18 protein-coding genes and 1 rRNA gene are annotated in these 24,019 nt (G+C 53.0%); 3 read left to right on the top strand and 16 right to left on the bottom strand.

What is annotated here, in order from left to right; genetic code table 11:
- Positions 1–13: 13 nt before the first annotated feature.
- Positions 14–505 carry a hypothetical protein gene (locus ACG2XO_RS09670; RefSeq protein WP_410497771.1) on the bottom strand — a complete coding sequence of 164 codons (492 nt, stop codon included), beginning with the start codon at positions 503–505 and terminating at the stop codon, positions 14–16.
- A 75-nt stretch (positions 506–580) separates the two neighbouring features.
- Between ACG2XO_RS09670 and ACG2XO_RS09665 the strand changes: the two genes are divergently transcribed.
- Positions 581–1,369: a pseudouridine synthase gene (locus ACG2XO_RS09665; protein ID WP_410497770.1), complete on the top strand. Its 789-nt coding sequence runs from the start codon at positions 581–583 to the stop codon at positions 1,367–1,369.
- 52 nt (positions 1,370–1,421) lie between these two features.
- Here ACG2XO_RS09665 and ACG2XO_RS09660 read toward each other — a convergent pair whose 3' ends face one another.
- From ACG2XO_RS09660 to ACG2XO_RS09635, 6 genes are all read right to left on the bottom strand, one after another.
- The gene (locus tag ACG2XO_RS09660) at positions 1,422–2,510 is read right to left on the bottom strand and encodes an ABC transporter ATP-binding protein (protein ID WP_410497769.1); all 1,089 of its coding nucleotides are present in this window, start codon (positions 2,508–2,510) and stop codon (positions 1,422–1,424) included.
- A 116-nt stretch (positions 2,511–2,626) separates the two neighbouring features.
- A complete protein-coding gene (locus ACG2XO_RS09655; RefSeq protein WP_410497768.1) occupies positions 2,627–3,511 on the bottom strand; it encodes a carbohydrate ABC transporter permease in 885 nt (294 codons plus the stop codon).
- Positions 3,504–4,397 carry a carbohydrate ABC transporter permease gene (locus ACG2XO_RS09650; protein WP_410497767.1) on the bottom strand — a complete coding sequence of 298 codons (894 nt, stop codon included), beginning with the start codon at positions 4,395–4,397 and terminating at the stop codon, positions 3,504–3,506. The genes ACG2XO_RS09655 and ACG2XO_RS09650 overlap by 8 nt, the downstream gene beginning before the upstream one ends.
- 184 nt (positions 4,398–4,581) lie before the next feature.
- Positions 4,582–5,826 carry an ABC transporter substrate-binding protein gene (locus ACG2XO_RS09645; protein WP_410497766.1) on the bottom strand — a complete coding sequence of 415 codons (1,245 nt, stop codon included), beginning with the start codon at positions 5,824–5,826 and terminating at the stop codon, positions 4,582–4,584.
- A gap of 271 nt (positions 5,827–6,097) precedes the next feature.
- Positions 6,098–6,727 carry a response regulator transcription factor gene (locus ACG2XO_RS09640; protein WP_410497765.1) on the bottom strand — a complete coding sequence of 210 codons (630 nt, stop codon included), beginning with the start codon at positions 6,725–6,727 and terminating at the stop codon, positions 6,098–6,100.
- Positions 6,724–9,093 carry a PAS domain S-box protein gene (locus ACG2XO_RS09635; protein ID WP_410497764.1) on the bottom strand — a complete coding sequence of 790 codons (2,370 nt, stop codon included), beginning with the start codon at positions 9,091–9,093 and terminating at the stop codon, positions 6,724–6,726. Before ACG2XO_RS09635 ends, ACG2XO_RS09640 begins: the two co-directional genes overlap by 4 nt.
- Before the next feature lie 607 nt (positions 9,094–9,700).
- On the opposite strand from ACG2XO_RS09635, the gene ACG2XO_RS09630 reads away from it, so the two are divergent.
- Positions 9,701–10,705, top strand: coding sequence for a rhodanese-related sulfurtransferase (locus tag ACG2XO_RS09630; RefSeq protein ID WP_410497763.1), 1,005 nt, complete (start codon positions 9,701–9,703; stop codon positions 10,703–10,705).
- A gap of 72 nt (positions 10,706–10,777) precedes the next feature.
- Here ACG2XO_RS09630 and ACG2XO_RS09625 read toward each other — a convergent pair whose 3' ends face one another.
- The 6 genes from ACG2XO_RS09625 to ACG2XO_RS09600 all read right to left on the bottom strand — a co-directional run bounded on the left by ACG2XO_RS09625 (position 10,778) and on the right by ACG2XO_RS09600 (position 20,596).
- Positions 10,778–12,403 carry a methyl-accepting chemotaxis protein gene (locus tag ACG2XO_RS09625; protein WP_410497762.1) on the bottom strand — a complete coding sequence of 542 codons (1,626 nt, stop codon included), beginning with the start codon at positions 12,401–12,403 and terminating at the stop codon, positions 10,778–10,780.
- 135 nt (positions 12,404–12,538) lie between these two features.
- Positions 12,539–13,924 carry a class II fumarate hydratase gene (fumC, locus tag ACG2XO_RS09620; RefSeq protein WP_410497761.1) on the bottom strand — a complete coding sequence of 462 codons (1,386 nt, stop codon included), beginning with the start codon at positions 13,922–13,924 and terminating at the stop codon, positions 12,539–12,541.
- Positions 13,925–13,951: 27 nt separating this feature from the next.
- Entirely contained in the window at positions 13,952–14,326 is a 375-nt protein-coding gene (locus ACG2XO_RS09615) for a DUF2784 domain-containing protein (protein ID WP_410497760.1), read from the bottom strand.
- A gap of 494 nt (positions 14,327–14,820) precedes the next feature.
- Entirely contained in the window at positions 14,821–16,254 is a 1,434-nt protein-coding gene (locus ACG2XO_RS09610) for an efflux transporter outer membrane subunit (protein WP_410497759.1), read from the bottom strand.
- Positions 16,254–19,391 carry an efflux RND transporter permease subunit gene (locus ACG2XO_RS09605; RefSeq protein WP_410497758.1) on the bottom strand — a complete coding sequence of 1,046 codons (3,138 nt, stop codon included), beginning with the start codon at positions 19,389–19,391 and terminating at the stop codon, positions 16,254–16,256. Before ACG2XO_RS09605 ends, ACG2XO_RS09610 begins: the two co-directional genes overlap by 1 nt.
- 11 nt (positions 19,392–19,402) lie before the next feature.
- Positions 19,403–20,596: an efflux RND transporter periplasmic adaptor subunit gene (locus tag ACG2XO_RS09600; protein ID WP_410497757.1), complete on the bottom strand. Its 1,194-nt coding sequence runs from the start codon at positions 20,594–20,596 to the stop codon at positions 19,403–19,405.
- 316 nt (positions 20,597–20,912) lie between these two features.
- On the opposite strand from ACG2XO_RS09600, the gene ACG2XO_RS09595 reads away from it, so the two are divergent.
- Positions 20,913–21,380, top strand: a complete 468-nt coding sequence (locus tag ACG2XO_RS09595; RefSeq protein ID WP_410500277.1) for a TetR/AcrR family transcriptional regulator — start codon at positions 20,913–20,915, stop codon at positions 21,378–21,380.
- Positions 21,381–21,434: 54 nt separating this feature from the next.
- On the opposite strand, the gene ettA is transcribed toward ACG2XO_RS09595, so the two are convergent.
- The 3 genes from ettA to rrf form a co-directional block, all read right to left on the bottom strand.
- A complete protein-coding gene (ettA, locus tag ACG2XO_RS09590; RefSeq protein WP_410497756.1) occupies positions 21,435–23,102 on the bottom strand; it encodes an energy-dependent translational throttle protein EttA in 1,668 nt (555 codons plus the stop codon).
- Positions 23,103–23,233: 131 nt separating this feature from the next.
- Positions 23,234–23,578, bottom strand: coding sequence for a hypothetical protein (locus tag ACG2XO_RS09585; RefSeq protein ID WP_410497755.1), 345 nt, complete (start codon positions 23,576–23,578; stop codon positions 23,234–23,236).
- Between the two features lie 257 nt (positions 23,579–23,835).
- Positions 23,836–23,949: ribosomal RNA gene (rrf, locus tag ACG2XO_RS09580) — 5S ribosomal RNA — on the bottom strand.
- Positions 23,950–24,019 lie beyond the last annotated feature (70 nt).

Genomic DNA, 24,019 nt, shown 5'->3' with positions numbered 1-24,019 from the left:
TGGATCTGAAGCATCAGGGATGAACAAACTCACCAAAATGGGCAGCTGCCTTGCCGGAAGGCATGTAAGCGGCTAACCAGTCGATTTCCTGTTTCAAATGATCCATCAAGATCAGCACATGCTGCGGGTGAATATCATTGGCAAACCAGAATTCCTTGCGCCAGACCGCGTGCGGCAAATCCAGCGGCTCGCCACCCGGCGTCAATTCGTCGAGCGACGGGGCGCGTTGCTGATAATCATTGCGCGCCAGAATATGGCTTAGCGGCGGAATAACCTGCGTGACTTCGATGACAAAAGCGCTCATTCCCGGCGACATTTGCTGCAGGTTGGCATAAGCTTGGCAGTCCAGACTGAGGATCTGAAACTCACGACGACAACAGGCGGGGCAAGCATAGGCCAAGCTCGATGCCTGCAAAGCGGCCAAATGTCCTTTACGCTCATCGTTTTCAAACGACTCATAAGCATGTCGACATTGGTAAATAATTTTATTGACAGCAATTTCCATCAATCAACCACAAAAACAGTAAGCATGCCATAAGAATAACATGATAATTTATAACGAAAAAGCAATAATTCCACCATGTTAACGATTTTGTACCGCGATGAAGCGCTGATCGCCATCCACAAACCGAGCAATCTCTTGGTGCATAAAACCGCGCTGGATTTTTTCGAAACCGACTTTGCACTACAACAATTGCGCGATCAGATTGGTCAGCACGTTTATCCGGTTCACCGTCTGGATAAAGCGACGTCAGGCACACTGCTGTTTGCACTTAACGCCGACATGGCGCGTCGGATGGGAGATGCTTTTGCCCAACGGCAGGTTGACAAGACCTATCTGGCGCTGGTTCGTGGCTGGCCTGCTGCAAATGGCGTAATCGACCATGCACTGTCGATCAGGCAGGATGATGTCGATCCGCGCACGCCGATTGACCACAAGGCACCGCAAGAGGCCTGCACCGATTACCGCTCGCTAGCGCAATTTACGCTAGCTTGGGAAATCGAAAAATACCCGACCAGCCGCTATGCCCTGCTCGAACTTAAACCACAGACCGGGCGGCGGCATCAGATCCGGCGCCATCTGAAACACATCAGTCATCCGATTATTGGCGACAGCACTTATGGCCGAGGGCGACACAATCGTGCTTTTGCCGAGGGCTTTGAAGTTGATCGCCTGTTACTGGCGTGCACCCGGCTGGAGTTTATCCACCCGCTCACTGGCCAGCGGCTACAAATCAATTGCCCGCTGGCAGGCGATTTTGCCCAGGTCATGCTACAGCTCGATGGTTTATCCGCTTTGGAACAGGAACGTATCAGTTGGGAGACGCCACGCATCACTACGCCGCGCAACCGCAGCATCTGGGTTTAATCAAGCAATAAAAAAGCCCGCTTAAGCGGGCTTTTTCTATATACGAACGCAATCAGGCAATTCGCAGTTCGGTTTCCGGGTCGAACACGACGACTTTTTTCACATCCAGCACCAGTGGCAAATTGCTACCGACTGCGGTGGCTGCGCGTGGATGAACACGGGCGATCATTTCAACGCCGTTCACTTCGCTATACACCATCGTATCGGGTCCCGTCGGCTCGGTGATTTTCACGCGGCAGCTGAGCGCCTGCTCAGTGTCGGCCACATCCCACTGTTCTGGGCGAACACCCAGAATAACTTTCTGACCGACCTTATCCTTCAATCCTGCACGATCACCCAGCGCAATAAATTGCGGGACACCATTGCCTTGCAGCGCCACACCAATTTGCCCGTCCTGCTCGATCAAATGGCAGGGAATAAAGTTCATCGACGGCGAACCAATAAAGCTGGCGACAAACAGATTGGCCGGGCGCTCGTAAATATCCTGCGGCGAACCGAATTGCTGGATGATCCCGTCTTTCATCACGGCGATTTTGTCACCCAAAGTCATCGCTTCAATCTGATCGTGCGTCACATAAACAATCGTTGTTTTCAAACGCTGATGCAATTGCTTGATTTCGACGCGCATTTCAACGCGTAATTTGGCGTCCAGATTCGACAACGGCTCGTCAAACAGGAACAGCTTAGGATCACGCGCCAAAGCTCGCCCCATCGCCACGCGCTGACGCTGCCCACCTGACAGAGCCGATGGCTTGCGAGTTAGCAAATGATCGATTTGCAGCATTTTTGCGATACGGGCGATGATCTCGTTTTGCTCGGCTTTGGGGACGCCACGCGTTTCCATACCGAAAGCAATGTTCTGCCGCACATTCATCGTCGGGTACAGCGCATAACTCTGAAATACCATCGCGATATCGCGATCTTTAGGTGCAACATTATTAACGGTCCGGTCGGCAATCTGTACTTCACCGGTCGTAGGTTGCTCCAGACCGGCAATGATATTCATCAGCGTTGATTTACCACAGCCGGACGGGCCGACCAGAATCAGAAACTCGCCGGCTTCAATATCAATATCGATGCCTTTCAGGATGTGGGTATCACCGAAACTTTTGGTGACGTTTTTGATGGCTAAAGCGCCCATAAGTGTTCTCCATCTGTGCCCAAGCACTTGTTCTGGCAGATACCGCCATGGGTATCTGCATGCAGCAATTATTCACAAAGACGTTGAGAGCAATACCCAAGCGTCATTCAATTTCATTAGCCTTTGACCGCACCCGCAGTCAGGCCGCGCACAAAATATTTCCCGGCCAACACATAGACGACGATAGTCGGCAAGGCGGCGATCAGCGCTGCGGCCATATCGACGTTGTATTCCTTAACACTGGTCGAGGTATTGGCCAAGTTGTTCAAGCCAACCGTAATCGGCTGTGCGTCGCCCGAAGCAAATACCACACCAAACAGGAAGTCGTTCCAGATCTGGGTAAATTGCCAGATCAGCGTCACCATGATAATCGGCGTGCTCATCGGCAAAATGATGCGCCAAAAAATGCGCCAGAGTCCGGCCCCATCAAGCCGTGCGGCCTTGATCAACTCGTCGGGAATGCCAACGTAGTAATTACGGAAAAACAGCGTCGTCGAAGCCGTACCGCACACCACATGGACAAAAACCAGACCTGCTGTCGTATTGGCTAGGCCAAATACACCCAGCGTTTGTGCCATCGGCAACAGCAGAACCTGAAACGGCATAAAAACGCCAAACAAAATCATCGCAAAAACGATGTCTGAACCTTTAAAACGCCATTTGGACAGCACATAGCCGTTGACCGCACCGAGCATCGTCGAAATCGCTACCGCCGGAATCACCATCCGTACCGAGTTCCAGAAATAGCCCGACAAGCCATTACAGCTCACGCCAGTACACGCCGTACTCCACGCCTTGCTCCAGGCATCGAACGTCACTGCCATCGGCAGCGCCAATAAATTGCCGGCGCGGATTTCCTCGACACTTTTAACCGACGTTGTCAGCATCACATACAAAGGCAACAGGTAGTAGCCGGCAGCGAACAGCAAAGCACCGTACAGCGCATAACGCCACAGCCGCTCTTTCGTAAAACAGTTCGCAAAATAATTAGAATCAGGCATTGGGATCTTTCCTTAATTCCGAATACAAATACGGCACCACAATGGCCGCAACCGTCGCGAGCATCATCATTGCGCTGGCGGCGCCCAGACCAGTCTGGCCACGGGTAAATGCCATCGAATACATGAACGTGGCCGGCAAATCAGAAGAGAAACCAGGGCCACCGCCCGTCAGCGCCATGACCAGATCGAAACTCTTGATCGCGATATGCGACAAAATCATCAAGGTTGAAAACACTACCGGGCGCAAAGCCGGCAGAACAATTTTCCAGTAAATGCGCGGCAAGCTCGCGCCATCGATTTGGGCTGCCTTGATGATCGAATCATCAACGCCGCGCAAACCGGCCAGAAATAGCGCCATGACAAAGCCGGACGACTGCCACAAACCGGCGATCACCACGGTATAAATTGACATCTCCGAATTGACCAGCCAGTCAAAGGTAAAACTGGTGAATCCCCAGTCATGCATTAATTTTTCCAGCCCCAGACCGGGATTGAGCATCCACTTCCAGGCGGTACCGGTGACGACAAAAGACAAGGCCATCGGATAGAGGTACAAAGTACGGATTGCGCCTTCGCAGCGTACTTTCTGATCGAGCAACACCGCCAGCACAATGCCGATGGCCATTGCACCACCAATAAACAGCACGGCAAAAATACCGAGGTTACGCACGGCAACCCACCAGCGCTCGTTCTCAAACAAGGTGGCGTATTGCACCAAACCTGCCCATTCGTAATTGGGCAACAAACGTGAACTGGTAAATGATAAATAACCATTCCACGCGATAAAACCGTATAGAAAAACCAGCGTCAGCAAGAAAGACGGTGCCAGCACCAGACGCGGCAACCAACGCTCGGCAAACCCGTAATGGGCATTGGGCGTAGACATGAGAAACTCCCGGAAAACCCGCAAATGAACAACAAGGAATCGAACCACAGTTTTCCAGCAAGGCATCGAGCCGCAGGCGTACAGCAAGGCGGGGTAACACCGCTGGAGAACGTTTGGTTTAATTTCTTTTGTGCGAATAAAGCCCCGGCCAACGGAATCGTCCGGGGCTTTTCAACGTTAAGACTTATTTCGTTTTCGCTGCTGCAGCCAGTTTCATTGCGGCATCTTTGGCGCTCATCTTGTCGTCATTCCAGAACTGAGTCACCGCATCGTAAACCGCGCCTTGCGTTGCCGATTTCATCGCCATGCCATGCGCCCAAGATGGCACCAGACCACCGTTGCCAGCTGTTGCTTTGAAATCAGTCGCTGATTTCTTGCCGCACTCGTCAAACTTATCCATCGGCAAATCGGTACGTGCCGGGATAGAACCCTTGTTCAGATTGAACACCTGCTGGAAAGCCGGGCTCATCAAAGTGCTGGCCAGATCGTTCTGACCCTTGATTGCGGCAGCATCTTTCAATTTGAACATCGCAAAACTGTCGATATTGAAAGTGAATGCGTTGCTCGTACCCGGTGCGGCTACACACAGGAAGTCTTTGCCTGGCACTTTGCCCGCAGCGAGGAACTCGCCTTTGGCCCAGTCGCCCATAAACTGCATCGCCGCCTTGCCATTGATGACCATGCTGGTCGCCAGATTCCATTCACGGCCAGCCGCATTCTTATCGGTCAATGGTTTGAGCTTTTTGTACGTTTCGAGCACTTTGACCATCATCGGGCCGGACATCGTTGCCGGATCAAGCTTCACAAACGCTTTTTTGTAGAAATCTACGCCACCCACACCGAGCGCCACCGATTCAAATACGGTGCTGTCCTGCCAAGGCTGACCACCATAAGCCAAAGGCTGGATGCCGGCTTTTTGCAAAGCTGCGGCGGTGACAAAGAATTCGTCCCAGGTCGTTGGTACTTTGGCGTTGGCTTTCTTGAGCAATTCGGCGTTGATCCACAGCCAGTTCACGCGGTGCACATTGACTGGTGCCGCAACATACTGGCCTTTGTATTTCATGACGCTGGAAACGACTGGTGGCAGCACCTTATCCCAGCCTTCCGTTTTGGCGACAGCATCGATCGAACCCAGCACACCTTCATCGCCCCATTCCTGAATTGAAGGCCCTTTGATCTGGGCAGCCGCTGGAGGATTACCTGACACCACACGGGTTTTTAACGCGGTCATCGCGTTTTCACCACCACCACCGGCTACGGCAAAGTCTTTCCATTTATTGCCTTTACCTTCCATCATTTTTTTCAACTCGGCAGCGGCTTTGGCCTCGCCACCCGAAGTCCAGTAGTGCAGGACTTCCACTTCTGCGGCCTGAACCGTAAAGGCCAAAGTCATGCTGGCAGCGATCAAACCCAGTTTCAAGTTGTGCATTATCGAATCTCCATGAATATATTTTAATTGGCCGATGGCGGTCATCCGCTCGGTTGTAGCCAGAATACGCAGACTACATCCGGTAAGAAATCAGGTAATACCTGTCAGGCTGACGCCCTAGGGATATAACCTTATCGCCAGAATAAGGATTCACCATTGTCAGGAATCGGGCGCCATATTCACTCACAAGCAAAAAGCCCCCGAAGGGGCTTTCACTGGGTATATTCACAGAAACAATAACAATAAAGGCCTGCAACAACATACCCATGGATTATTCCAGCAGTTCATCCATCGGAATTTCCTTGAGCATGGCCGCCAGCTCCATCGCTGAATGGACTTTCATTTTGATGAAAATCCGCGCGCGGTGTACTTCAACCGTTTTGGTGCTGATATCGAGCCGGTCGGCGATCTGCTTGTTCAAACGGCCCAGCATGATTTCCTTGAGCACGTCGCGCTCGCGCGGCGTCAGCTCGGCGACCAGTTCGCTCACCTTTTGCTGATGCGTCATGCTGTTGCGCCGGGCAATATCCTGATTAATACACTGACGGACACGCTCGAGCAATTCACGCTGATCACATGGTTTTTGCAGGAAATCGGTCGCACCGTCTTTCAGTGCATTCACCGCCATCGGCACGTCGCCATGGCCAGTCAGAAAAATCACCGGCGGCAGATAATTGCCCTGTTTGAGTTCGGTAAACAGCTCCAGGCCACTCATGCCGTCCATCCGAACATCGACAATCAGACAGGCAAAGCGGCTGGCGTCGCCCTCTTCCAGAAAAGCTTCGGCCGACGGGTAATTGAGTGCAGTCCAGCCTTCGGTTTCCAGTAACAATCCGAGCGAGTCGCGTACCGCTTCGTCGTCGTCAATAATCGCCACCATCGGAATGGGGTTTAATTTCATTGTTTTGCTCCCTTGCTCGTCAATGCGGTTTCAGTTTCGGCTTGATCTTGCGATTTCATTGTAGGTAAACGGAAGCACATTTGTGTACCTCCGCCCTGATTTGGCTCGGCCCACAAATGGCCTTTGTGCTGTTCGATCACCGAACGGCAAATATTGAGCCCCATTCCCATGCCTTCACGCTTGGTCGTATAAAACGGCTGGAACAATTGATTCATGTCGGCGACGCCGCAGCCACGATCAATAATCCGCACTTCGACGCTGTCATCAGCGTGCAACAGGGTGCGAATTGCCAGTCGGCGCTGCGCGGCGGGCGTATCCTGCATTGCTTCCAGACCATTTTTCAACAAGTTCAGAATCACCTGCTCGAGCATCACCGCATCGCCAAGCACGACCGGGCTGGGCGCGGGCAATTCAATCGCAATTTTGACTTTCATTTTATTGGCCAGTGGTGCCAGCAGCGGCAACACGACGTCTATCAGTTCACCCAGCACGCACGGCGCCTGCTCGGTTTTGCGTTTGGCAACCAGCTGCCGAATACCGCGGATAATCTGTCCGGCGCGGCGCGCCTGCTCGGTCATTTTGACCAGCGTTTCCTGCACTTTGCCAATCTGCGGCTGGGGTTTGTAGAGCATGGTTTCACACGCCATGCTGTAGCTGGCAATCGCCGCCAGCGGCTGGTTGAGTTCATGCGCGAGGCTGGAAGCCAGCTCGCCCATATTGACCAGGCGGGCGGTATGCTGCAATCGCTCGTTGCGCAAACGGGCTTCTTCTTCGGCCTGACGACGCGCAGTAATGTCGCTGCAGATTTCCAGCAGCGTATCGCGACCATCCAGCCAGTTGAGATTACGCCGGCTGACTTGATACTCCCTCCCGGTAATAACGTCCAGCTCTTCAAAATCATCGCCCACAGAGGCATACCCCTTAGCCCACGAAGCCCAGCAGTATTCAGGGATTTTCTCGGAAGTGACCAGATTTTCAATCGGAAAACATTGCTGATGCTTGCGATTCCGGTACAAGACTTCACCGCTTTGCATATCGCTGACGCAGACCGCGACATCGAGCCCTTCAAGTACCGAACGCAATTGCTGGCGTGATTGCTGCAACGCTTCACGCTCGCGTTTGAGCTCGGTAATGTCATTGCTCGAAATCATCCAGCCCCGATGTTCGCCTTTGCCATCGATCAGCTTGGAAACGTACATCCGCACATCAAGACGTTCGCCGGTCTTGCGCATATAGCGCAATTCAAACCCCTGCCGCGGGATTTGCCCAAGCAGAATCGCGCGAAATGCCGCGTCACATTGCGCCAGCGCTTCGGGCGCCCAGAACGGCAACGGCGCAGACTGGTTTTTTAATTCATCAATACTCCAGCCGACCATATTGGCAAATGCCAGATTCACATAAATCAGCCGGCCTTCGCGGTCAATTGCCCGCAAACCGGTCACCATCGAGTCTTCCATCGCCGAGCGGAATGAAATTTCATCCTGCAGCGCCTGCTCGGCCAGCAAGCGCTCCTGCATACGCTGGCGCAATAATTTGATCGCCCAAAGCAAAAAACCCATCAACAGCACCACCAGCACCAGCCAACCCCAGCTGTCGAGCCGTGAAGGCGTATGCGCCGGTTTGGCGAGCAAGCGAACACCCGAGCCCAGATTGCCGAAAGCCATTTCGCGGACATCTTTGCCTTCGAGCTTTTGATGAAAAGCACTCGGTGCCAGCACATGATTTTGCGAGTCAACCAGTTGCAACTGATAACGCTGCACCAGCCACCACGGTACGCGATGCTGCAACATCCGTTCCAGGCTGTACGTCATCATCAATGCGCCGTCAAAACTGGCAAAGCGGAAAATCGGCACCATTTGCAGCATCAGCGGCTCGCCAGCGCGCAGGATCACATTTGAATACAACGGATAACCCAGCGCACCGACACCGTCGAGCGTCTCTTTGAGTCGCTCGTCGTTGAGCGGCACCAGATGCTCGGGGCGATTGCTAAATTTGGGCATCCCGCCAATATAAAAACCATTCACGTCGAGCAACTCGACGGAAAGGATTTCAGGATTATTCTTGATCAGCAGATCGGCGCGTACCCGGAATTCTTCCAGATCAATCGAATCGGATGCCATTGAATACGCCAGACTTTCCAGCGCGTTCTGATTGCTTTGCAAACGAACGCGTAACTCCTGCTCCTGCCAGAGCAAGTCCTGCGCATACGACGCCTCGCGCATCTGTACATCTTTTTTCGCCGTTTGCCAGACATAAAAACCCAAGGTGCCCAGCAATAAGAGCACCAGCCCGTAAGCGAGCCACCACGGCCATTGCCGATGCCAGCGCGTACCAAAACGGAGTAATAAACGGCGGAGAATATTCATGGGGCTAGGCTCTGTTGACGTTTGGTTTGCGAGTCGCGTTTGTGCTGGTTTTGGCCTGAAACAAGGCGCAAAGCCTGATGCATAGTCATTCTATGTGAAGGTTTTGCAACGCAGTGTCAGGCCAAAAACAGCCAAACCCTCCGGGCTGGGCGCTTTTTGTGACGACTCGGCGTTATTGCCTGCTCACATAGAATGACTATGCCTCGCAGCCAATGCCTTGATTCGTCACAAAAATCGCGCCAGCGCGACCGTAAGCCAAACGTCAACAGAGCCTAGCATACTTGGATTGATCAAACGATATCCATACCTTAATACCCGATCAGCAACAATTCCAAACTTCACCGAGCAAAATCCCTGAGCAATTCAGCGGCAATCAGCAAAAACCGCTTCGCCGGGTTGCTACGCCCGTCTGATCAAGGCCAGTACAAAACCGATTCAACATATTGATTCGAAATATGATTCAAACCAAAAATTCGCAAACCGGACGTCAACAGAGCCTAGCCATTTGCCCCATTGCCCGTATAATCACGCCTGCTTAAAAATCCCCACCCTGGGTACAGCTGTTGGGCGTACCAGGTTTTGCCGATTGGCGAGGAGTTTGTGGAAAATGTCTCAAATGGCGTCTGCTCAGATCGTTGTGTGTGCTTTATATAAATTTGTCACCTTGGAAAACTTTGCCGAGTTGCGCCAGCCGCTGCTCAATCAGATGAATGGCAATGGCATTCGCGGCACGCTCTTGCTTGCGCTCGAAGGAATTAATGGCACGGTGGCCGGCACACAGGAAGGCATAGACGCGCTGCTCGCATGGCTGGACAAACAGCCGGGGCTGGAAAACATCGTTGTGAAGTTTTCCTATGACGACAAAATGCCGTTTCACCGCAGCAAGGTGAAACTGAAAAAAGAAATCGTGACGATGGGCGTTGAAGGCATCGATCCGCGCCGCGTCGTCGGCACCTACGTGAAGCCCAAAGACTGGAACGCGCTGATTTCGGATCCGGACGTCGTGCTGGTCGATACGCGCAACGATTACGAAGTACAAATCGGCACCTTCAAAGGTGCGATCAACCCGAAAACCGAGACTTTCCGCGAGTTTCCGGATTACGTGAAAAAAAATCTCGATCCGGCCAAAAACAAGAAAGTCGCGATGTTCTGCACCGGCGGTATTCGCTGCGAGAAATCAACGGCCTATCTGAAAGAGCAGGGTTTTGACGAGGTTTACCATCTAGAAGGCGGCATTCTGAAATATCTGGAAGAAGTGCCGGAAGAACAAACGATGTGGGAAGGTGAATGTTTTGTGTTTGACGACCGCGTCGCCGTCAATCACAAACTGGAAAAAGGCAGCTTCGATCAATGTCACGCCTGCCGCATGCCGCTGACCGACGAAGAGAAGAAAAGCGAGCAGTATATCCTTGGCGCCTGTTGCCCACATTGCTTTGGGACGCATACCCCTGATCAGCAACAGCGTTTCCTTGAACGCCAGAAGCAGGTTCGCCTCGCGCAGGAACGCGGCGAAGCGCACATCGGCAGCGATGCAGCGCGTGCTGCCGAACTGCATCGTCAGGCCAAACAGCGCAAAAAAGAGCAAGACCGGGCCAAGAACAAGGCGCAATAAGTACTCCGCACCATGACCGAAAAAGCCCTTGGCGATGCCAAGGGCTTTTTTTCGCCTCACTCAATGCAGCGCTTACACGCTCGCCGCTTGGTAGCGAAAATGATTCACTTCAGCGCGCAGGCTTTGCGTCAGCTCGCCGAGCAACGTTGCCGACTGGCTCATACTCGCTGCCGCAGCGGTATTCTGATCGGTCATCTGTGCGACGCGCTCGACTTGCTGCGCAATCAAAAGCGCGCTCGATTTCTGCTCGTTCAAGGAATCGGCAATATTGCTAACGGCCTCATCTTCCTGACCGACGTCGCGTGTAATTTCATCAATCGCCATGCCTGCTTCACCGGCAATTTCTGCGCAGTCGTGCGCGCGATGCGCGGTCTGGTTGATGCTACTCACCGCCGCCATACTGGTGCTATTGATCAGGCTGACCATGCGTTGAATATCGACGGTGGCTGCAGCAGTTCGCTCGGCGAGCTTGCGCACTTCGTCGGCCACGACGGCAAAGCCGCGCCCTTGCTCGCCCGCCCGCGCCGCTTCGATCGCCGCATTCAGAGCCAGCAAATTGGTTTGCTCGGCGACGTCTTTAATCACAATCACCACCGAGCTGATTTTTTCGGCATCGTTACCGAGCATGGCGACTTTCTCGGCCGCTGCCGCCACTTCCCGATCAATGCTACGAATTTCGGTCACGGTTTTCTGAATCCGCTCGCCACCTTCGATGGCACTTGAACGCGTGTGATTGCCCATTTCCCTTGCGTCCGCCGCATTGTCGGCCACATGCGTAATCGCAACGGTCACCTGTTCGACCGCCGCTGCCATCGAACTGGTCGACTCGGCGCCCATATGCGTGGCTTTAGCAACCTGATCGCTCGTCACCGCCAAATTTTGTGTTTCACGCGTCACGGTATCAATCGCTTGCGCCACCTTGCCCAGCAAGGATTGCATTTTCCCCGCCAGCCCGTTGTACGCTTGGGCAATCAGGTCGATTTCATCGTTCCCGCTGACGGTTGCCCGCACAGTGAGATCCTGATTTTCAGTGGCTTGATGCAAGCGGTCACGCAGTAAATTGATTTTCCTGCTCATGCCCACAATGACCCAGGCAGAAAATCCAATGCCAAACAGCAAAGCCAGCAGAATAAAGGCAATACTCAGCATTTTGGTCATCGCAAAGCTTTGCTGCGCCAGATCGAAATTTTTCCTCGCTTCGCTCAGTTGCAAGTCAACCAGTTGCGAGATCTGCCCCGAAACCGGATCAATCGCCGGGTAAAGTTTGCCTCGGGCAAATTCGTCAATCGCGGTCATATCGCCCTGCGCGAGGAGTTGCTCAAGCCGGGTGAGTTCAGTATTGGCAAACTGCATGCTTTTCGTCGCCGCACTCACGATAGCCGACTCGTCGCTGGTCATCGCCGTTGCGGTATAGGCCTGCCATTCTTTTTCGATGGTGCCCCTGGCTTGCTTGACCAGGGCGAGCGCTTCTGCGGGAGTCATTTGCTGGTGATTCGCTTTATGGGTGGTATCGACAATATTCACCGCATACATGTCGGCGACCATTTTCAGTTGTGCCAGTGGCAAGACCCGATCGTAATAAGTCGTGGCAAAAGCAGTATTGGTTTTTTCCAGACCATTCAGCGCAAACAAGCCCATGCCGGACATCAGCAACAATAAGCCGGCACACAAGACCATCAGTTTGATTTTGATTGTCATGACACTCTCCATCCGCACTTGTAATACTGTGTTGTAAGCTCTCCAACCGTCAGCACGTCGCCTTAAGTACAAACAGACCGATCAAAGGTGAGTCATTGAAGATCACCCAGTAATACCCAATGTCAGCGCAAGCATTCACAGCATATGGCTGGCATTGACCCATAGATCAAACTGCTCGCCACTGACATGGCCCAAAGCCAGCGCAGCTTCTTTCAGCGTCGTGCCTTGATGGTGCGCATATTTGGCAATCTCGGCCGCTTTGTCATAACCGATGTGCGGGCTGAGTGCGGTCACCAGCATCAATGACTGATCCAGCATTTGCGCAATCCGGGGTCGGTTAGCCGCGAGCCCATCAATGCAATGCCGTTGCAGGCTGCGCATTCCATCGCTAAGCAGGCGCACACTTTGCAGGAAGTTATGTGCAATCAGCGGCTTGAACACATTGAGTTCAAAATTACCCGAAGCTGCGCCGATGCTGATCGCAACATCGTTGCCGAGCACCTGGCAGCACAGCATCGTCATCGCTTCGCACTGTGTCGGATTGACTTTGCCCGGCATGATCGAGCTGCCCGGTTCATTTTCGGGAATTTGCAATTCGCCCAGCCCGCAGCGCGGGCCTGAAGCCAGCCAACGAATATCGTTGGCGATTTTGATCAGCGCAGTCGCGAGCGTTTTCAGCGCGCCGTGCGCGCTGACCATGGCATCGTGCCCAGCCAGCGCGGCAAATTTATTGTCGGCGCTGACAAAGCGCAGTCCGCTTTGCTCTGCCAGCAGCGATGCGACCAGCGCACCAAACTGCGGATGAGTATTGAGCCCGGTACCGACCGCGGTGCCGCCGACCGCCAGTTGCAGCAGACCGGGTAAACTCGCTTGCAAACTGCGCTCGGCGTGTTCAAGCTGGGCAATCCAGCCGGAAATCTCCTGCCCCAGCGTCAACGGCGTCGCATCCTGCAAATGCGTGCGACCAATTTTGATCACGTCGGCAAATGCTTCGGCCTTCACTTTCAGACTCTGAATCAAACTCGCCAGTGCTGGCAATACTTGGTCGTGTATGCCATGTGCGGCAGCGACGTGCATTGCAGTCGGAAAAATATCGTTGGAAGACTGCCCCTGATTGACGTCGTCATTCGGATGAACCCGCCGCAATGCGCCGCGTCCACCGCCGAGCAACTCCGAGGCACGGTTCGCCAGCACCTCGTTCAGATTCATATTGGTTTGCGTTCCCGAACCTGTTTGCCAGACCGACAACGGAAAAGCCGCATCGTGCAAGCCCGCCAGCACTTCATTGGCCGCAGCCATAATCGCCGCCGCTTTGGCCGGGTCAAGCAATTGCAGAGTCTGATTAGCCTGAGCGCAAGCATGCTTGACATGAGCCAGCGCATCAATCAGCGAGCCCGGCATTGTTTCATTTGAAATCTGGAAATACAGCAAGGAGCGCTGCGTCTGCGCGCCCCACAAAGCCGTTTCGGCGACCTCGATCGGGCCAAACGAATCGGTCTCGATGCGAAATTGAGCAGACATGGGGAACTCCTTGCGAGGCGGTGTATTTCATTCTTTATAACGGTGTCTTGGCGGAAAAAACCACCAGGCCGCGAGAACAGCCAGAGCAAATGCCGTGTAAACCGCGATGAAAACCCAAGCAGGTAAATCCCAGAACAACAAAACCTGCAGCCAGTGCGCAATGAAACTGCTTTGATACGTGGCAACATTACTCTTTGATCTGAGCCACATTTCCAGTGTCGTCAGTGGGCATACCATACCCAGCCACGCTTCGGCAGCAACAAAGGTGATCGTGGCCAGATGCGCTGCCCTGAAGCACAGCGTATTGACCCAACCCCACTTCAGCCAATTGCCGATCAGCACCAAACCCAAACCACCCACGACAAATAGCACGAGCGCAAAATAGCAGGGTGAGCACCGCATCTGCCAGCCAGGAAAATAACTCGTTCATTTCGGAGACCTGAAATCATTGGGGCATCCTGCCGGAATGAGTTGTTTGCATTCTTCAAAATGAGCCGGGCACATTTTGACCCAGCGCCATATTCAGGCCAGACACCCCGAAAAATCATAAGCCATTGTATCGTAACAAATATTTATTCTACCCGTCACCAGACTGTTATCGTCAAGCTGCTTTAATCCATCCCGAAAGTCGGAAACTCTTGGGAGATTGATCATGATAACCATGGCGGCAGTTGAATATCATTTGATGGCAGATTTAGCACGGCTGATGAAACGGATTTTGAAACGGATCGGGCGTTGACGGGTCGCACACCGGATTCAGGCTTCACGTAAAATCAGCATGGGTATATGCGTACGATTAATAGCATACAATATCCACAAAGCAATACTCACCCGATGTATTTAGCAGCATCAATAAAAAAGCCGCTGACGCGGCTTGGGGTTGGCAGGCGGAATACTCAGTACAGTGCGGTGGCTTTATACAGATTGACCTGATTGACGACCAGTTGCAGTTGCAGATTATTGAACGCCAGTTCGACCTGATACAGCACCCGCTGACTTTCCAGCACGTCAAGATAAGCGCCGATGCCGCTGTTATAGCGTGCCTGCGCAATGTCATAAGCGCGTTTGGCTGCGGCAAGCTGGCTCTGCTGCGCAGCAAGGCGGTCGAGGTCGCTGCTGGTTTGCGACAGCGAATTGCTTACTTCGCGAAAGGCCTGCTGGATGGTTTTTTCGTAGGTCGCCAACGCGATCTCGCGCTCCGCTTTGGCGGCGTCGAGATTGGCCTGATTGCGACCGCCGTCGAAAATCGGCAAGGTCAGTTGCGGTGCAAACAGCCATGCGCCGCTGCCGCCCGAAAACAGATCAGACAGGCTGCTGCTGGCAACGCCGATCCCCGTTGTCAGCGTAATGGTCGGAAAAAAAGCCGCGCGTGCTGCGCCAATATTGGCATTCGCGCTTTGCAATAAATACTCGGCACGTTGCACATCGGGGCGACGCAGCAGGATATCCGATTTCAGCTGCGTTGGCAGTTGCGGTGTCGCGACGACTTGCCGCCAGTTGCCCGCGCCCAATTTCGGTAGATCAGCGGCGTTGATCTCGCCGCCAGTCAGCACACGCAAGGCATTTTTGTCCTGCAGCACAAGCAAGGCATTGCGCGCCAGATCGGCACGTGCCGTTTCCAGCGCGACGCGCGATTGCTGAACGTCGAGCTCGCCGATCACGCCAGCCGCAAAACGGCGTTCGATTAGCTCGTGCGAAGCCTGCCGGCTCGTCAGCGTTTCCTTGATCCGTTGCAAATTGGCCTGGTCGGCGGCCAGGTTGTAATACGCATTGGCGACTTCGGCGATCAGCGAGAGGCGCAAACTTTGCTGCGCGGCTTGTGTTCCCAGATATTGCGCCAGCGCCGCGTCGCTCAGGCTTTTGAGTCGACCAAAAAAGTCGAGCTCGTAACTGGTCAGCCCGACGCTAGCGGTATATTGCTGCTCATTGCTTTGTGAACTGCCGGCATCGCCAGTCGAATTACCGCTGGCGGAAATACCTATCGTCGGCAGACGATTGGCCTGGCTGATCTGATATTGAGCGCGCACTTTTTCGATATTGAATGCGGCAATTCGGTAATCCCGATTTTGTATCAGCGCCTGGCGGATCAGGTTTTGCAAACCGGAATCGACAAAGAGTTGCTCCCATTGGGTATAGGGCTGCAGATCTTCTGCCGCCTTTATTTCAGAAACATACCCTGAATATTCATTACTAATCCCAGCCGCGACCGGGCTGGCTGGGCGAATATACTCCGGTGCCAGGCTGGTACAGCCTGCCAGTATCCCCAGCAGTGCCAGCGTCAGCAATCTCGGACCCAGCTGCGTACGGGTCAAGGTTAAAGCTTGAGTCATTAACGGGGTTCCTTCATCGGTGCCGCAGCTTCTTGGTGGCGCGGCGAAAAATATTTGCTGATCAGCACATAAAAGACTGGCACGAAGAAAATGCCCAGCATCGTTGCGCTCAACATCCCGCCGACAACGCCGGTACCAATGGCATTCTGGCTGCCCGAACCTGCACCACTGGCGATCGCCATCGGCAAGACACCAAAACCAAACGCCAGCGAAGTCATCACAATCGGTCGCAGGCGCATTCGCACCGCTTGCAAAGTGGCGTCGATCAGATCCATTCCTTCGTCAACCTGAGCCTTGGCAAATTCGACGATCAGGATGGCATTCTTGGCCGACAAACCTATCGTCGTCAGTAAGCCGACCTGGAAGTAGACGTCGTTGCTCAAGCCGCGCCCCAGCGTCGCAGCCAGTGCACCGATCACGCCCAGCGGCACGACCAGCATCACCGAAAACGGAATCGACCAGCTTTCATACAGTGCAGCCAGACACAGGAAAACGATCAGCAACGATAGTGCGTACAGCGCAGGTGCTTGCGCACCGGACTGACGCTCTTCGAGCGAGAGCCCAGTCCATTCATAGCCGATTCCCGGCGGCAATTTGGCGATCATGCTCTCCATCGCCAGCATCGCGTCACCGGTACTTTTACCCGGCGCTGCTGCGCCCTGGATATTCATCGAAGGAACGCTGTTATAACGCGTCAGACGCGGCGAGCCGTAGTCCCAGCGCGTACTGGCAAACGACGAGAATGGCACCATATCGCCGCTGGCATTTTTGACGTACCAGTCGTTCAAATCTTCCGGCTTCATCCTAAATGGCGCGTCGGCCTGCAAATAGACTTTTTTCACCCGGCCTTCATCGATAAAATCATTCACATACGCCGAGCCCCACGCAGCCGACAAGGTCAGGTTGATGTCGCTGATCTGCAAACCAAGCGCGCTGGCTTTTTCCTGATCAACATCGAGGCGCAGTTGCGGCGAGTCAGGCTGACCGTTGGGTCGAACACCGACCACATTCGGATCTTTGGCCGCCATGCCGAGCAGCATATAGGCCGCTTCGGTCAGTTTTTCATGGCCAACATTACCCCTGTCTTGTAGTTGCAAATCAAAACCGGTGGCATTGCCGAGCTCAAGTACGGCTGGCGGCGCAAAAGCAAACACCATCGCTTCCTTGATCTGGGCAAATGCGCCATAAGCTCGGCCTACAATCGCTTTGACATGTTGCTCATCACCTTTGCGTTCTGACCAGTCGCGCAAGCGGACAAATCCGATCCCGCTATTCTGGCCACTACCGCCAAAGCTGAAACCGGCGACGGTAAACACCGATTCGACATTGAGTTTTTCATTCTCCATAAAGTGTTTTTCGACTTTATCGAGCACCGCCAGTGTTTGTTCCTGCGTTGAACCGGCAGGCAGCATCACCTGGGTAAACAAAATCCCCTGATCTTCCTCGGGCAGAAATGACGTCGGCAAGCGCAGAAACATCGCCGACATGACGCCGATCAGCACCAGATAAATGACAACGTAGCGGCCACTGCGACCGAGCCAGCGGCTGACGATTTGCTGATAGCGCAGATTGAAGCGATCAAATTGCTGGTTGAACTTGCCAAAAAATCCGCTTTTGCCATGATGCTCTCCTTTGGCAATCGGTTTAAGCAAAGTCGCGCACAGCGCCGGGCTCAGCGTCAAAGCGACCAGCACCGACAAGGCCATCGCCGAAACGACGGTGATCGAGAACTGGCGGTAAATCACGCCGGTCGAACCACCAAAAAAGGCCATCGGAACAAACACGGCCGACAGAACCAGTGCAATCCCGACCAGCGCGCCAGTGATTTGCGACATCGATTTGCGAGTTGCTTCCTTCGGACTCAAGCCTTCTTCTTGCATCACGCGCTCGACGTTCTCGACGACGACAATCGCGTCGTCAACGAGCAGGCCAATCGCGAGCACCATGCCGAACATCGTCAGCGTATTGATCGAAAAGCCCAAGGCCGACATCACGCCAAAAGTACCGAGCAAGACCACAGGGACGGCAATCGTTGGTATCAGCGTCGCGCGGAAATTCTGCATAAACAGATACATGACACAGAAAACCAGAATGATCGCTTCGATGAGTGTCTTGACGACTTCTTCAATCGACAGTTTGACAAATGGCGTCGTGTCATACGGCACGACAACATCCATGCCTTGTGGGAAATATTGTTTGAGCTCGGCCATTTTGGCGCGCACGGCCGCTGCCGTTTCGAGCGCATTCGCGCCGGTGGCGAGCTTGATCCCCAAGCCGGTTGCCGAATCACCGTTGTAACGGCTCACGACTTCGTAATTTTCTGCATCACGTTCAATGCGGGCGACGTCGGCTAGGCGAACCTGGGCACCATCGCTTTTCACGCGCAATAAGATCCGGCCAAACTGTTCGGCCGTTTCAAGCCGGCTTTGCGCAATAATTGCCGAATTGAGCTTCTGCCCCGGAACCGATGGCACGCCACCGACCTGCCCGGCCGAAATCTGTGCATTCTGCGCTTTGATCGCAGCAATGACTTCCTGCACCGACAGTTTGTAATTGTTCAATTTGGCCGGATCAAGCCAGATCCGCATCGCATACTGGGCACCAAACACCTGCACGTCACCCACACCATTCACGCGGCTGATCGGATCAAGGATATTCGTGATCGCATAGTCGGCCAGATCGGTGCGGCTCAATGAATTGTCTTTTGAAACAAAGCCGAGCACCATCAAAAAGCTTGATGATGATTTGGTGACGGTAATGCCCTGTTGCTGCACTTCCTGCGGCAATTGTGGCAAAGCCAGCTGCAATTTGTTCTGCACCTGAACCTGAGCAATATCGGCATCGGTTCCCGCATCAAAACTGAGGGTAATGCTCGCACGGCCAGACTGTTCGCTGCTTGAGCTGATATACCTCAGGTTATCAATCCCTTTCATCCGCTGTTCGATCACCTGAGTGACCGAGTCTTCGAGCGTTTTGGCAGCTGCGCCAGGATAAACAGCCGAGATCGTAATCGACGGCGGTGCAATTTTGGGATATTGCGAAACCGGTAAGGTGCGAATCGCCAGAATACCGGCGAGCATAATGATCAGCGAGATCACCCAGGCAAAAATGGGTCGATCAATAAAAAAACGCGCCATGTTTTATCCCCTTATTGACGCGCAGCGGGTTTAGACGCGGTAGCGGCTGTGGATGCAGCTTTGGCGGCTACATCGGCTTGCGCTAGCGTTTTGGCAGGTTCAGCTTTCACGGGTACGCCCGGCTTGATTTTCTGCAAGCCTTCGACAATCAATTGCTCCTTGCCATTGAGGCCTTCACCAATCAGCCACTGATCACCAATAGCCCGAATCGGTTTGACGGGCACTGCCTGTGCCAAGCCTTTATCATCCACAATCATCACATTGGCCAGCCCCTTTGGTTGACGAATCAAGGCCTGCTGCGGAATCAGCACCGCATTTTTGACATTGGCCGAGGCCAGCCGAGCGCGTACAAACATCCCCGGTAACAGTAATTTGTCAGGATTGGGCACCAGCACCCGCAAATTGACGGCACCCGTCGCCGGATCTACCGTGGTATCGGTAAATTGCAAAGTGCCCTGATGCGCGTATTCCTGACCATCGTCCAGCACCACGCGAACCGGCAGGCCGTGTTTGGCATTGAACGAATTTGCAAACTGTTGTTTGAAGCGCATCAATTCGGTCGTCGACTGGCTGATATCCACATAAATCGGATCGAGCTGTTGCACGGTCGTCAGCGCCTGCGGCTGTCCGGCCGAAACCAGAGCACCTTCGGAAACACTTGATTTGCCGATCCGGCCACTGATCGGTGCGGTGATCCGGCTGTAGTTCAAGTTAATTTTTGCCATTTGCTGCGCAGCCTTGCTTGACGCTACATCGGCCTGAGCCTGCAAATACGCGGCTTGTGCATCATCATTTTCCTGCTTGCTCACGCCGTTAATCGCAATCAGCTCCTGATAACGTTCGGCCTTGAGCTTGATCGTGACCAAATTGGCCTGAGCGCGCGCCAAAGCCGCGCTAGCACTGTCATAACTGGCGCGGAAAGTGGCATCATCTATCTGGTAAAGCGCCTGACCGGCTTGCACTTCATTTCCCTCAGTGAACAGGCGCTGACGCAAAATTCCGCCTACTTGCGGGCGAATTTCGGCAATCCGGTAAGCAACGGTTCGGCCGGGTAACTCCCGATCAATCTGGACGTCTGACGCCGTTAGATTGACCACCCCAACCGGGACAGGGTCATTGCTTGCCGCTTGTTGAGCTTGCTCGCCACAGGCTGTCAGCGCAACTATGGCCGTCATGACAAATAAACGGGATAAGTTAATCGGCATATCGGGCATCGTGTGATCTCATTTGGGTAATTTTTCGCAATAACAAGCCCATCGGCGGGATGGACTGTTTATTTTAGAATGATTATTCTAGAATGACCATTCTAATTTCTTCCGTCAAAAATAACAAGCGCATATAATGCATAGCTTGGATTAAATCATTTCATCAAGGATAGTCGTTTTGAAGCCTGCTCACATCACCGCTTCACAAGACAAGGCTGAGGCCAGACGGCAACAGGTCTTAAATGCTGCTGCCGACTGTTTTCGCACCTCCGGCTTTCATGCCGCAAGCATGGCTTCAATCGCCAAAGCGGCCCAAATGAGTGCTGGCCACATTTATCACTATTTCGAAAACAAGGAAGCCATCGTTGCGGCCATTATCGAACAGGAACAGCAGCGGCATCTGCAAATCATTCATATGCTGCTCGACGCCGACAGCACGATTGATGCCCTGATCCAGTTTGCAGAACAAACCATTAATGAAAGCCTTGATTTGAGCAATTCAACGCTGAATTTTGAAATCATTGCCGAAGCCTCCCGCAATGCCAAAGTCTTGCTTATGCTGCAGCAATCAACGCTGATTTTGCGACAACATGGAAAAGAAATCATTAATAAGGCCAGAGCGGATTTACCAGCCATCAGTGAAGCCGAAAATGATGCACGGTGTGATCTGATCATTTCGCTATTCGATGGCCTGCGCATGCGGGCAATCTGCAATCCACATTACAATATACAAACCATTTTGCCCGTTCTGCAGCGCAGCATAGTACACATTGTGCTGAGCTAGGAGATAAAAAAAGCCGTCCACAGAGGACGGCTTTTTGATGATATTTGCTGACGCTTAACGTGAAATCGGCTTATAGCGAATCCGCTTCGGTTTCGCGCCCTCTTCACCCAATCGTTTGCGTTTATCCGCTTCGTATTCCTGATAATTCCCATCGAAGAAAGTCCACTGCGAATCGCCTTCGGCTGCGAGGATGTGCGTCGCAATCCGGTCAAGGAACCAGCGATCATGAGAAATCACAAAGGCCGTACCGGCGAATTCGAGCAAAGCGTCTTCCAGGGCTCGCAGCGTTTCCACGTCCAAGTCATTCGATGGCTCGTCAAGCAGCAGCACATTGCCACCTTTGAGCAGCGTTTTGGCCAAGTGCAAACGGCCACGCTCACCACCGGACAAATTGCCGACGATTTTGGCCTGATCCGCACCTTTAAAGTTAAAACGGCCCAAGTAAGCACGGCTGCTCATTTCGAACTTGCCAACATTGATCACATCATGGCCACCTGACACGTCTTCAAACACCGTCTTGCTGTTTTCCAAGCCTTCACGGCTTTGTTCAACAAACGCCATTTGTGTTGTTTGGCCGATTTCCACTTCACCGCTATCAGGCAATTCTTTACCGGCGATCATTTTGAATAGCGTCGATTTACCGGCACCATTGGGGCCGATAATGCCGACAATCGCACCAGCAGGCACATTGAAGCTCAGATTGTCGATCAACAGGCGATCACCAAAGGCTTTGGAAACGCCTTTGAATTCGATCACTTTATCGCCCAGACGCTCAGCGACTGGAATAAAGATCTCTTGGGTTTCATTGCGTTTCTGATGCTCGAAACTGCTCAACTCTTCAAAGCGGGCGATACGCGCTTTGGATTTGGCTTGGCGACCTTTGGCATTCTGGCGTACCCACTCCAGCTCTTTGTTCAAGGCTTTCTGACGCGCAGATTCTTGTGACTCTTCCAGCTTCAGGCGAGCTTCTTTTTGCTCCAGCCAAGAAGAGTAATTGCCTTTCCAAGGGATACCTTGACCGCGATCCAGCTCCAGAATCCACTCAGCAGCGTTATCAAGGAAGTAACGATCATGCGTTACGGCCACAACGGTACCTGGGAAACGCACCAAGAACTGCTCCAGCCATTCAACCGATTCAGCGTCCAGGTGATTCGTTGGCTCGTCAAGCAACAACATATCGGGCTTGGACAACAGCAATTTGCACAAAGCAACGCGGCGTTTTTCACCACCGGACAGATTACCAACAATCGCATCCCACTCAGGCAAGCGCAGTGCATCGGCAGCGATTTCGAGTTGCAACTCGACATTTTCGCCCGAACCCGCAGAAATAATCGCTTCAAGACGCGCCTGCTCTTCGGCCAGCGCGTCAAAATCTGCACCTTCTTCGGCATAGGCGGCGTACACGGCTTCGAGTTTGGCTTGCGCTTCAAATACTTCGCCTAAACCACTTTCAACTTCCTGGCGCACAGTATTGGTCGCTGTGAGCTCAGGCTCCTGCGCCAGATAGCCGATTTTAATGCCAGGCAAATGTTGCACTTCACCGTCGTATTCTTTATCAACTCCGGCCATAATTTTCAGCACGGTCGATTTACCCGAACCATTCAAACCCAGCAGGCCAATCTTTGCACCGGGGAAGAAAGACAGCGAAATATCCTTAATAATTTGGCGCTTGGGCGGAACAATTTTGCTCACGCGGAGCATTGACATTACATACTGAGCCATGGATTTTACCCTTTGCAAACGAATGCGCAGAGTGTAGCAAAAACTTGGGTCTTGTGCCCTATCATCCAATATACCCATGGGCTGTATTGACTTGCGAGCCAAAAATATTCAATCCCTCATTCATATACCCATCAAGCACCAATCGAAGTTCGCCAGTCGGTGCTTTTGCCAAATTCGATTTTTGTGCAATCCGCGGAAAAGCCATATTGCTCAGCCTGCTCGGCAATAGCCAGGCGATGCTTTATACGCTTGACTTCTTTAACCTCACCTTGACCATCCGCAACGACATAAAGGCCGATGAAGTTCTGCGCAATCGCACGCAAGTGACGTGGCATTTTGACAATCATACGCTGCGACAGCATCGCTGCAGCACCGCACAAAGCAGGCTGAGCCAGATATTCCAGCAAGGCCATTGGTACTTCAAGCTGGCGCAACTGGACAAAAGCAGAATGAGATACACGGAAACGGTAAGTCATGGAATTTCCCCCTGATCAATGTAGAACGTACGTTCACAATACAAGGTAAATTCACAAAACTCAAGAATAAAAAGAACGAATGTTCTATAAACGTCACACCAAAATAAGCGCGTTGCCCGTGGATGCGGTGGTTTCAAAGGGTATTATCTACAGAGCAATCTGAACCTAACCTCCAGCCATATACCCCCACTAGCCGTTACCTATCTCGCGCCCAGAAAAAAGCCCAGCTCGGTTGAGCTGGGCTTTTCTTTTAGGGAGTCTGGCAATGTCCTACTTTCACACGGGCAATCCGCACTATCATCGGCGCTGAGGCGTTTCACTGTCCTGTTCGGGATGGGAAGGAGTGGGACCACCTCGCTATGGTCACCAGACAAAACTGGGTGAGTTGACTGCTTAGGCTTTTACCTTTGCAACCACTCGAAATCAATAGAAGAAGTAATC

Origin of the sequence: Chitinibacter sp. S2-10 (assembly GCF_046530675.1) — a bacterium.
Taxonomy (GTDB): domain Bacteria; phylum Pseudomonadota; class Gammaproteobacteria; order Burkholderiales; family Chitinibacteraceae; genus Chitinibacter.
The sequence above is the reverse complement of the archived record's forward strand: the minus strand, read 5'-3'. Positions and strand labels throughout refer to the sequence as shown.

What these genes read in the sequence shown, in the direction of transcription:
- ACG2XO_RS09670 (WP_410497771.1), bottom strand. Translation starts at nt 505, where the DNA reads ATGGAAATTGCTGTCAATAAAATTATTTACCAATGTCGACATGCTTAT.
- ACG2XO_RS09665 (WP_410497770.1), top strand. Translation starts at nt 581, where the DNA reads ATGTTAACGATTTTGTACCGCGATGAAGCGCTGATCGCCATCCACAAA.
- ACG2XO_RS09660 (WP_410497769.1), bottom strand. Translation starts at nt 2,510, where the DNA reads ATGGGCGCTTTAGCCATCAAAAACGTCACCAAAAGTTTCGGTGATACC.
- ACG2XO_RS09655 (WP_410497768.1), bottom strand. Translation starts at nt 3,511, where the DNA reads ATGCCTGATTCTAATTATTTTGCGAACTGTTTTACGAAAGAGCGGCTG.
- ACG2XO_RS09650 (WP_410497767.1), bottom strand. Translation starts at nt 4,397, where the DNA reads ATGTCTACGCCCAATGCCCATTACGGGTTTGCCGAGCGTTGGTTGCCG.
- ACG2XO_RS09645 (WP_410497766.1), bottom strand. Translation starts at nt 5,826, where the DNA reads ATGCACAACTTGAAACTGGGTTTGATCGCTGCCAGCATGACTTTGGCC.
- ACG2XO_RS09640 (WP_410497765.1), bottom strand. Translation starts at nt 6,727, where the DNA reads ATGAAATTAAACCCCATTCCGATGGTGGCGATTATTGACGACGACGAA.
- ACG2XO_RS09635 (WP_410497764.1), bottom strand. Translation starts at nt 9,093, where the DNA reads ATGAATATTCTCCGCCGTTTATTACTCCGTTTTGGTACGCGCTGGCAT.
- ACG2XO_RS09630 (WP_410497763.1), top strand. Translation starts at nt 9,701, where the DNA reads ATGTCTCAAATGGCGTCTGCTCAGATCGTTGTGTGTGCTTTATATAAA.
- ACG2XO_RS09625 (WP_410497762.1), bottom strand. Translation starts at nt 12,403, where the DNA reads ATGACAATCAAAATCAAACTGATGGTCTTGTGTGCCGGCTTATTGTTG.
- fumC (WP_410497761.1), bottom strand. Translation starts at nt 13,924, where the DNA reads ATGTCTGCTCAATTTCGCATCGAGACCGATTCGTTTGGCCCGATCGAG.
- ACG2XO_RS09615 (WP_410497760.1), bottom strand. Translation starts at nt 14,326, where the DNA reads ATGCGGTGCTCACCCTGCTATTTTGCGCTCGTGCTATTTGTCGTGGGT.
- ACG2XO_RS09610 (WP_410497759.1), bottom strand. Translation starts at nt 16,254, where the DNA reads ATGACTCAAGCTTTAACCTTGACCCGTACGCAGCTGGGTCCGAGATTG.
- ACG2XO_RS09605 (WP_410497758.1), bottom strand. Translation starts at nt 19,391, where the DNA reads ATGGCGCGTTTTTTTATTGATCGACCCATTTTTGCCTGGGTGATCTCG.
- ACG2XO_RS09600 (WP_410497757.1), bottom strand. Translation starts at nt 20,596, where the DNA reads ATGCCGATTAACTTATCCCGTTTATTTGTCATGACGGCCATAGTTGCG.
- ACG2XO_RS09595 (WP_410500277.1), top strand. Translation starts at nt 20,913, where the DNA reads ATGAGTGCTGGCCACATTTATCACTATTTCGAAAACAAGGAAGCCATC.
- ettA (WP_410497756.1), bottom strand. Translation starts at nt 23,102, where the DNA reads ATGGCTCAGTATGTAATGTCAATGCTCCGCGTGAGCAAAATTGTTCCG.
- ACG2XO_RS09585 (WP_410497755.1), bottom strand. Translation starts at nt 23,578, where the DNA reads ATGACTTACCGTTTCCGTGTATCTCATTCTGCTTTTGTCCAGTTGCGC.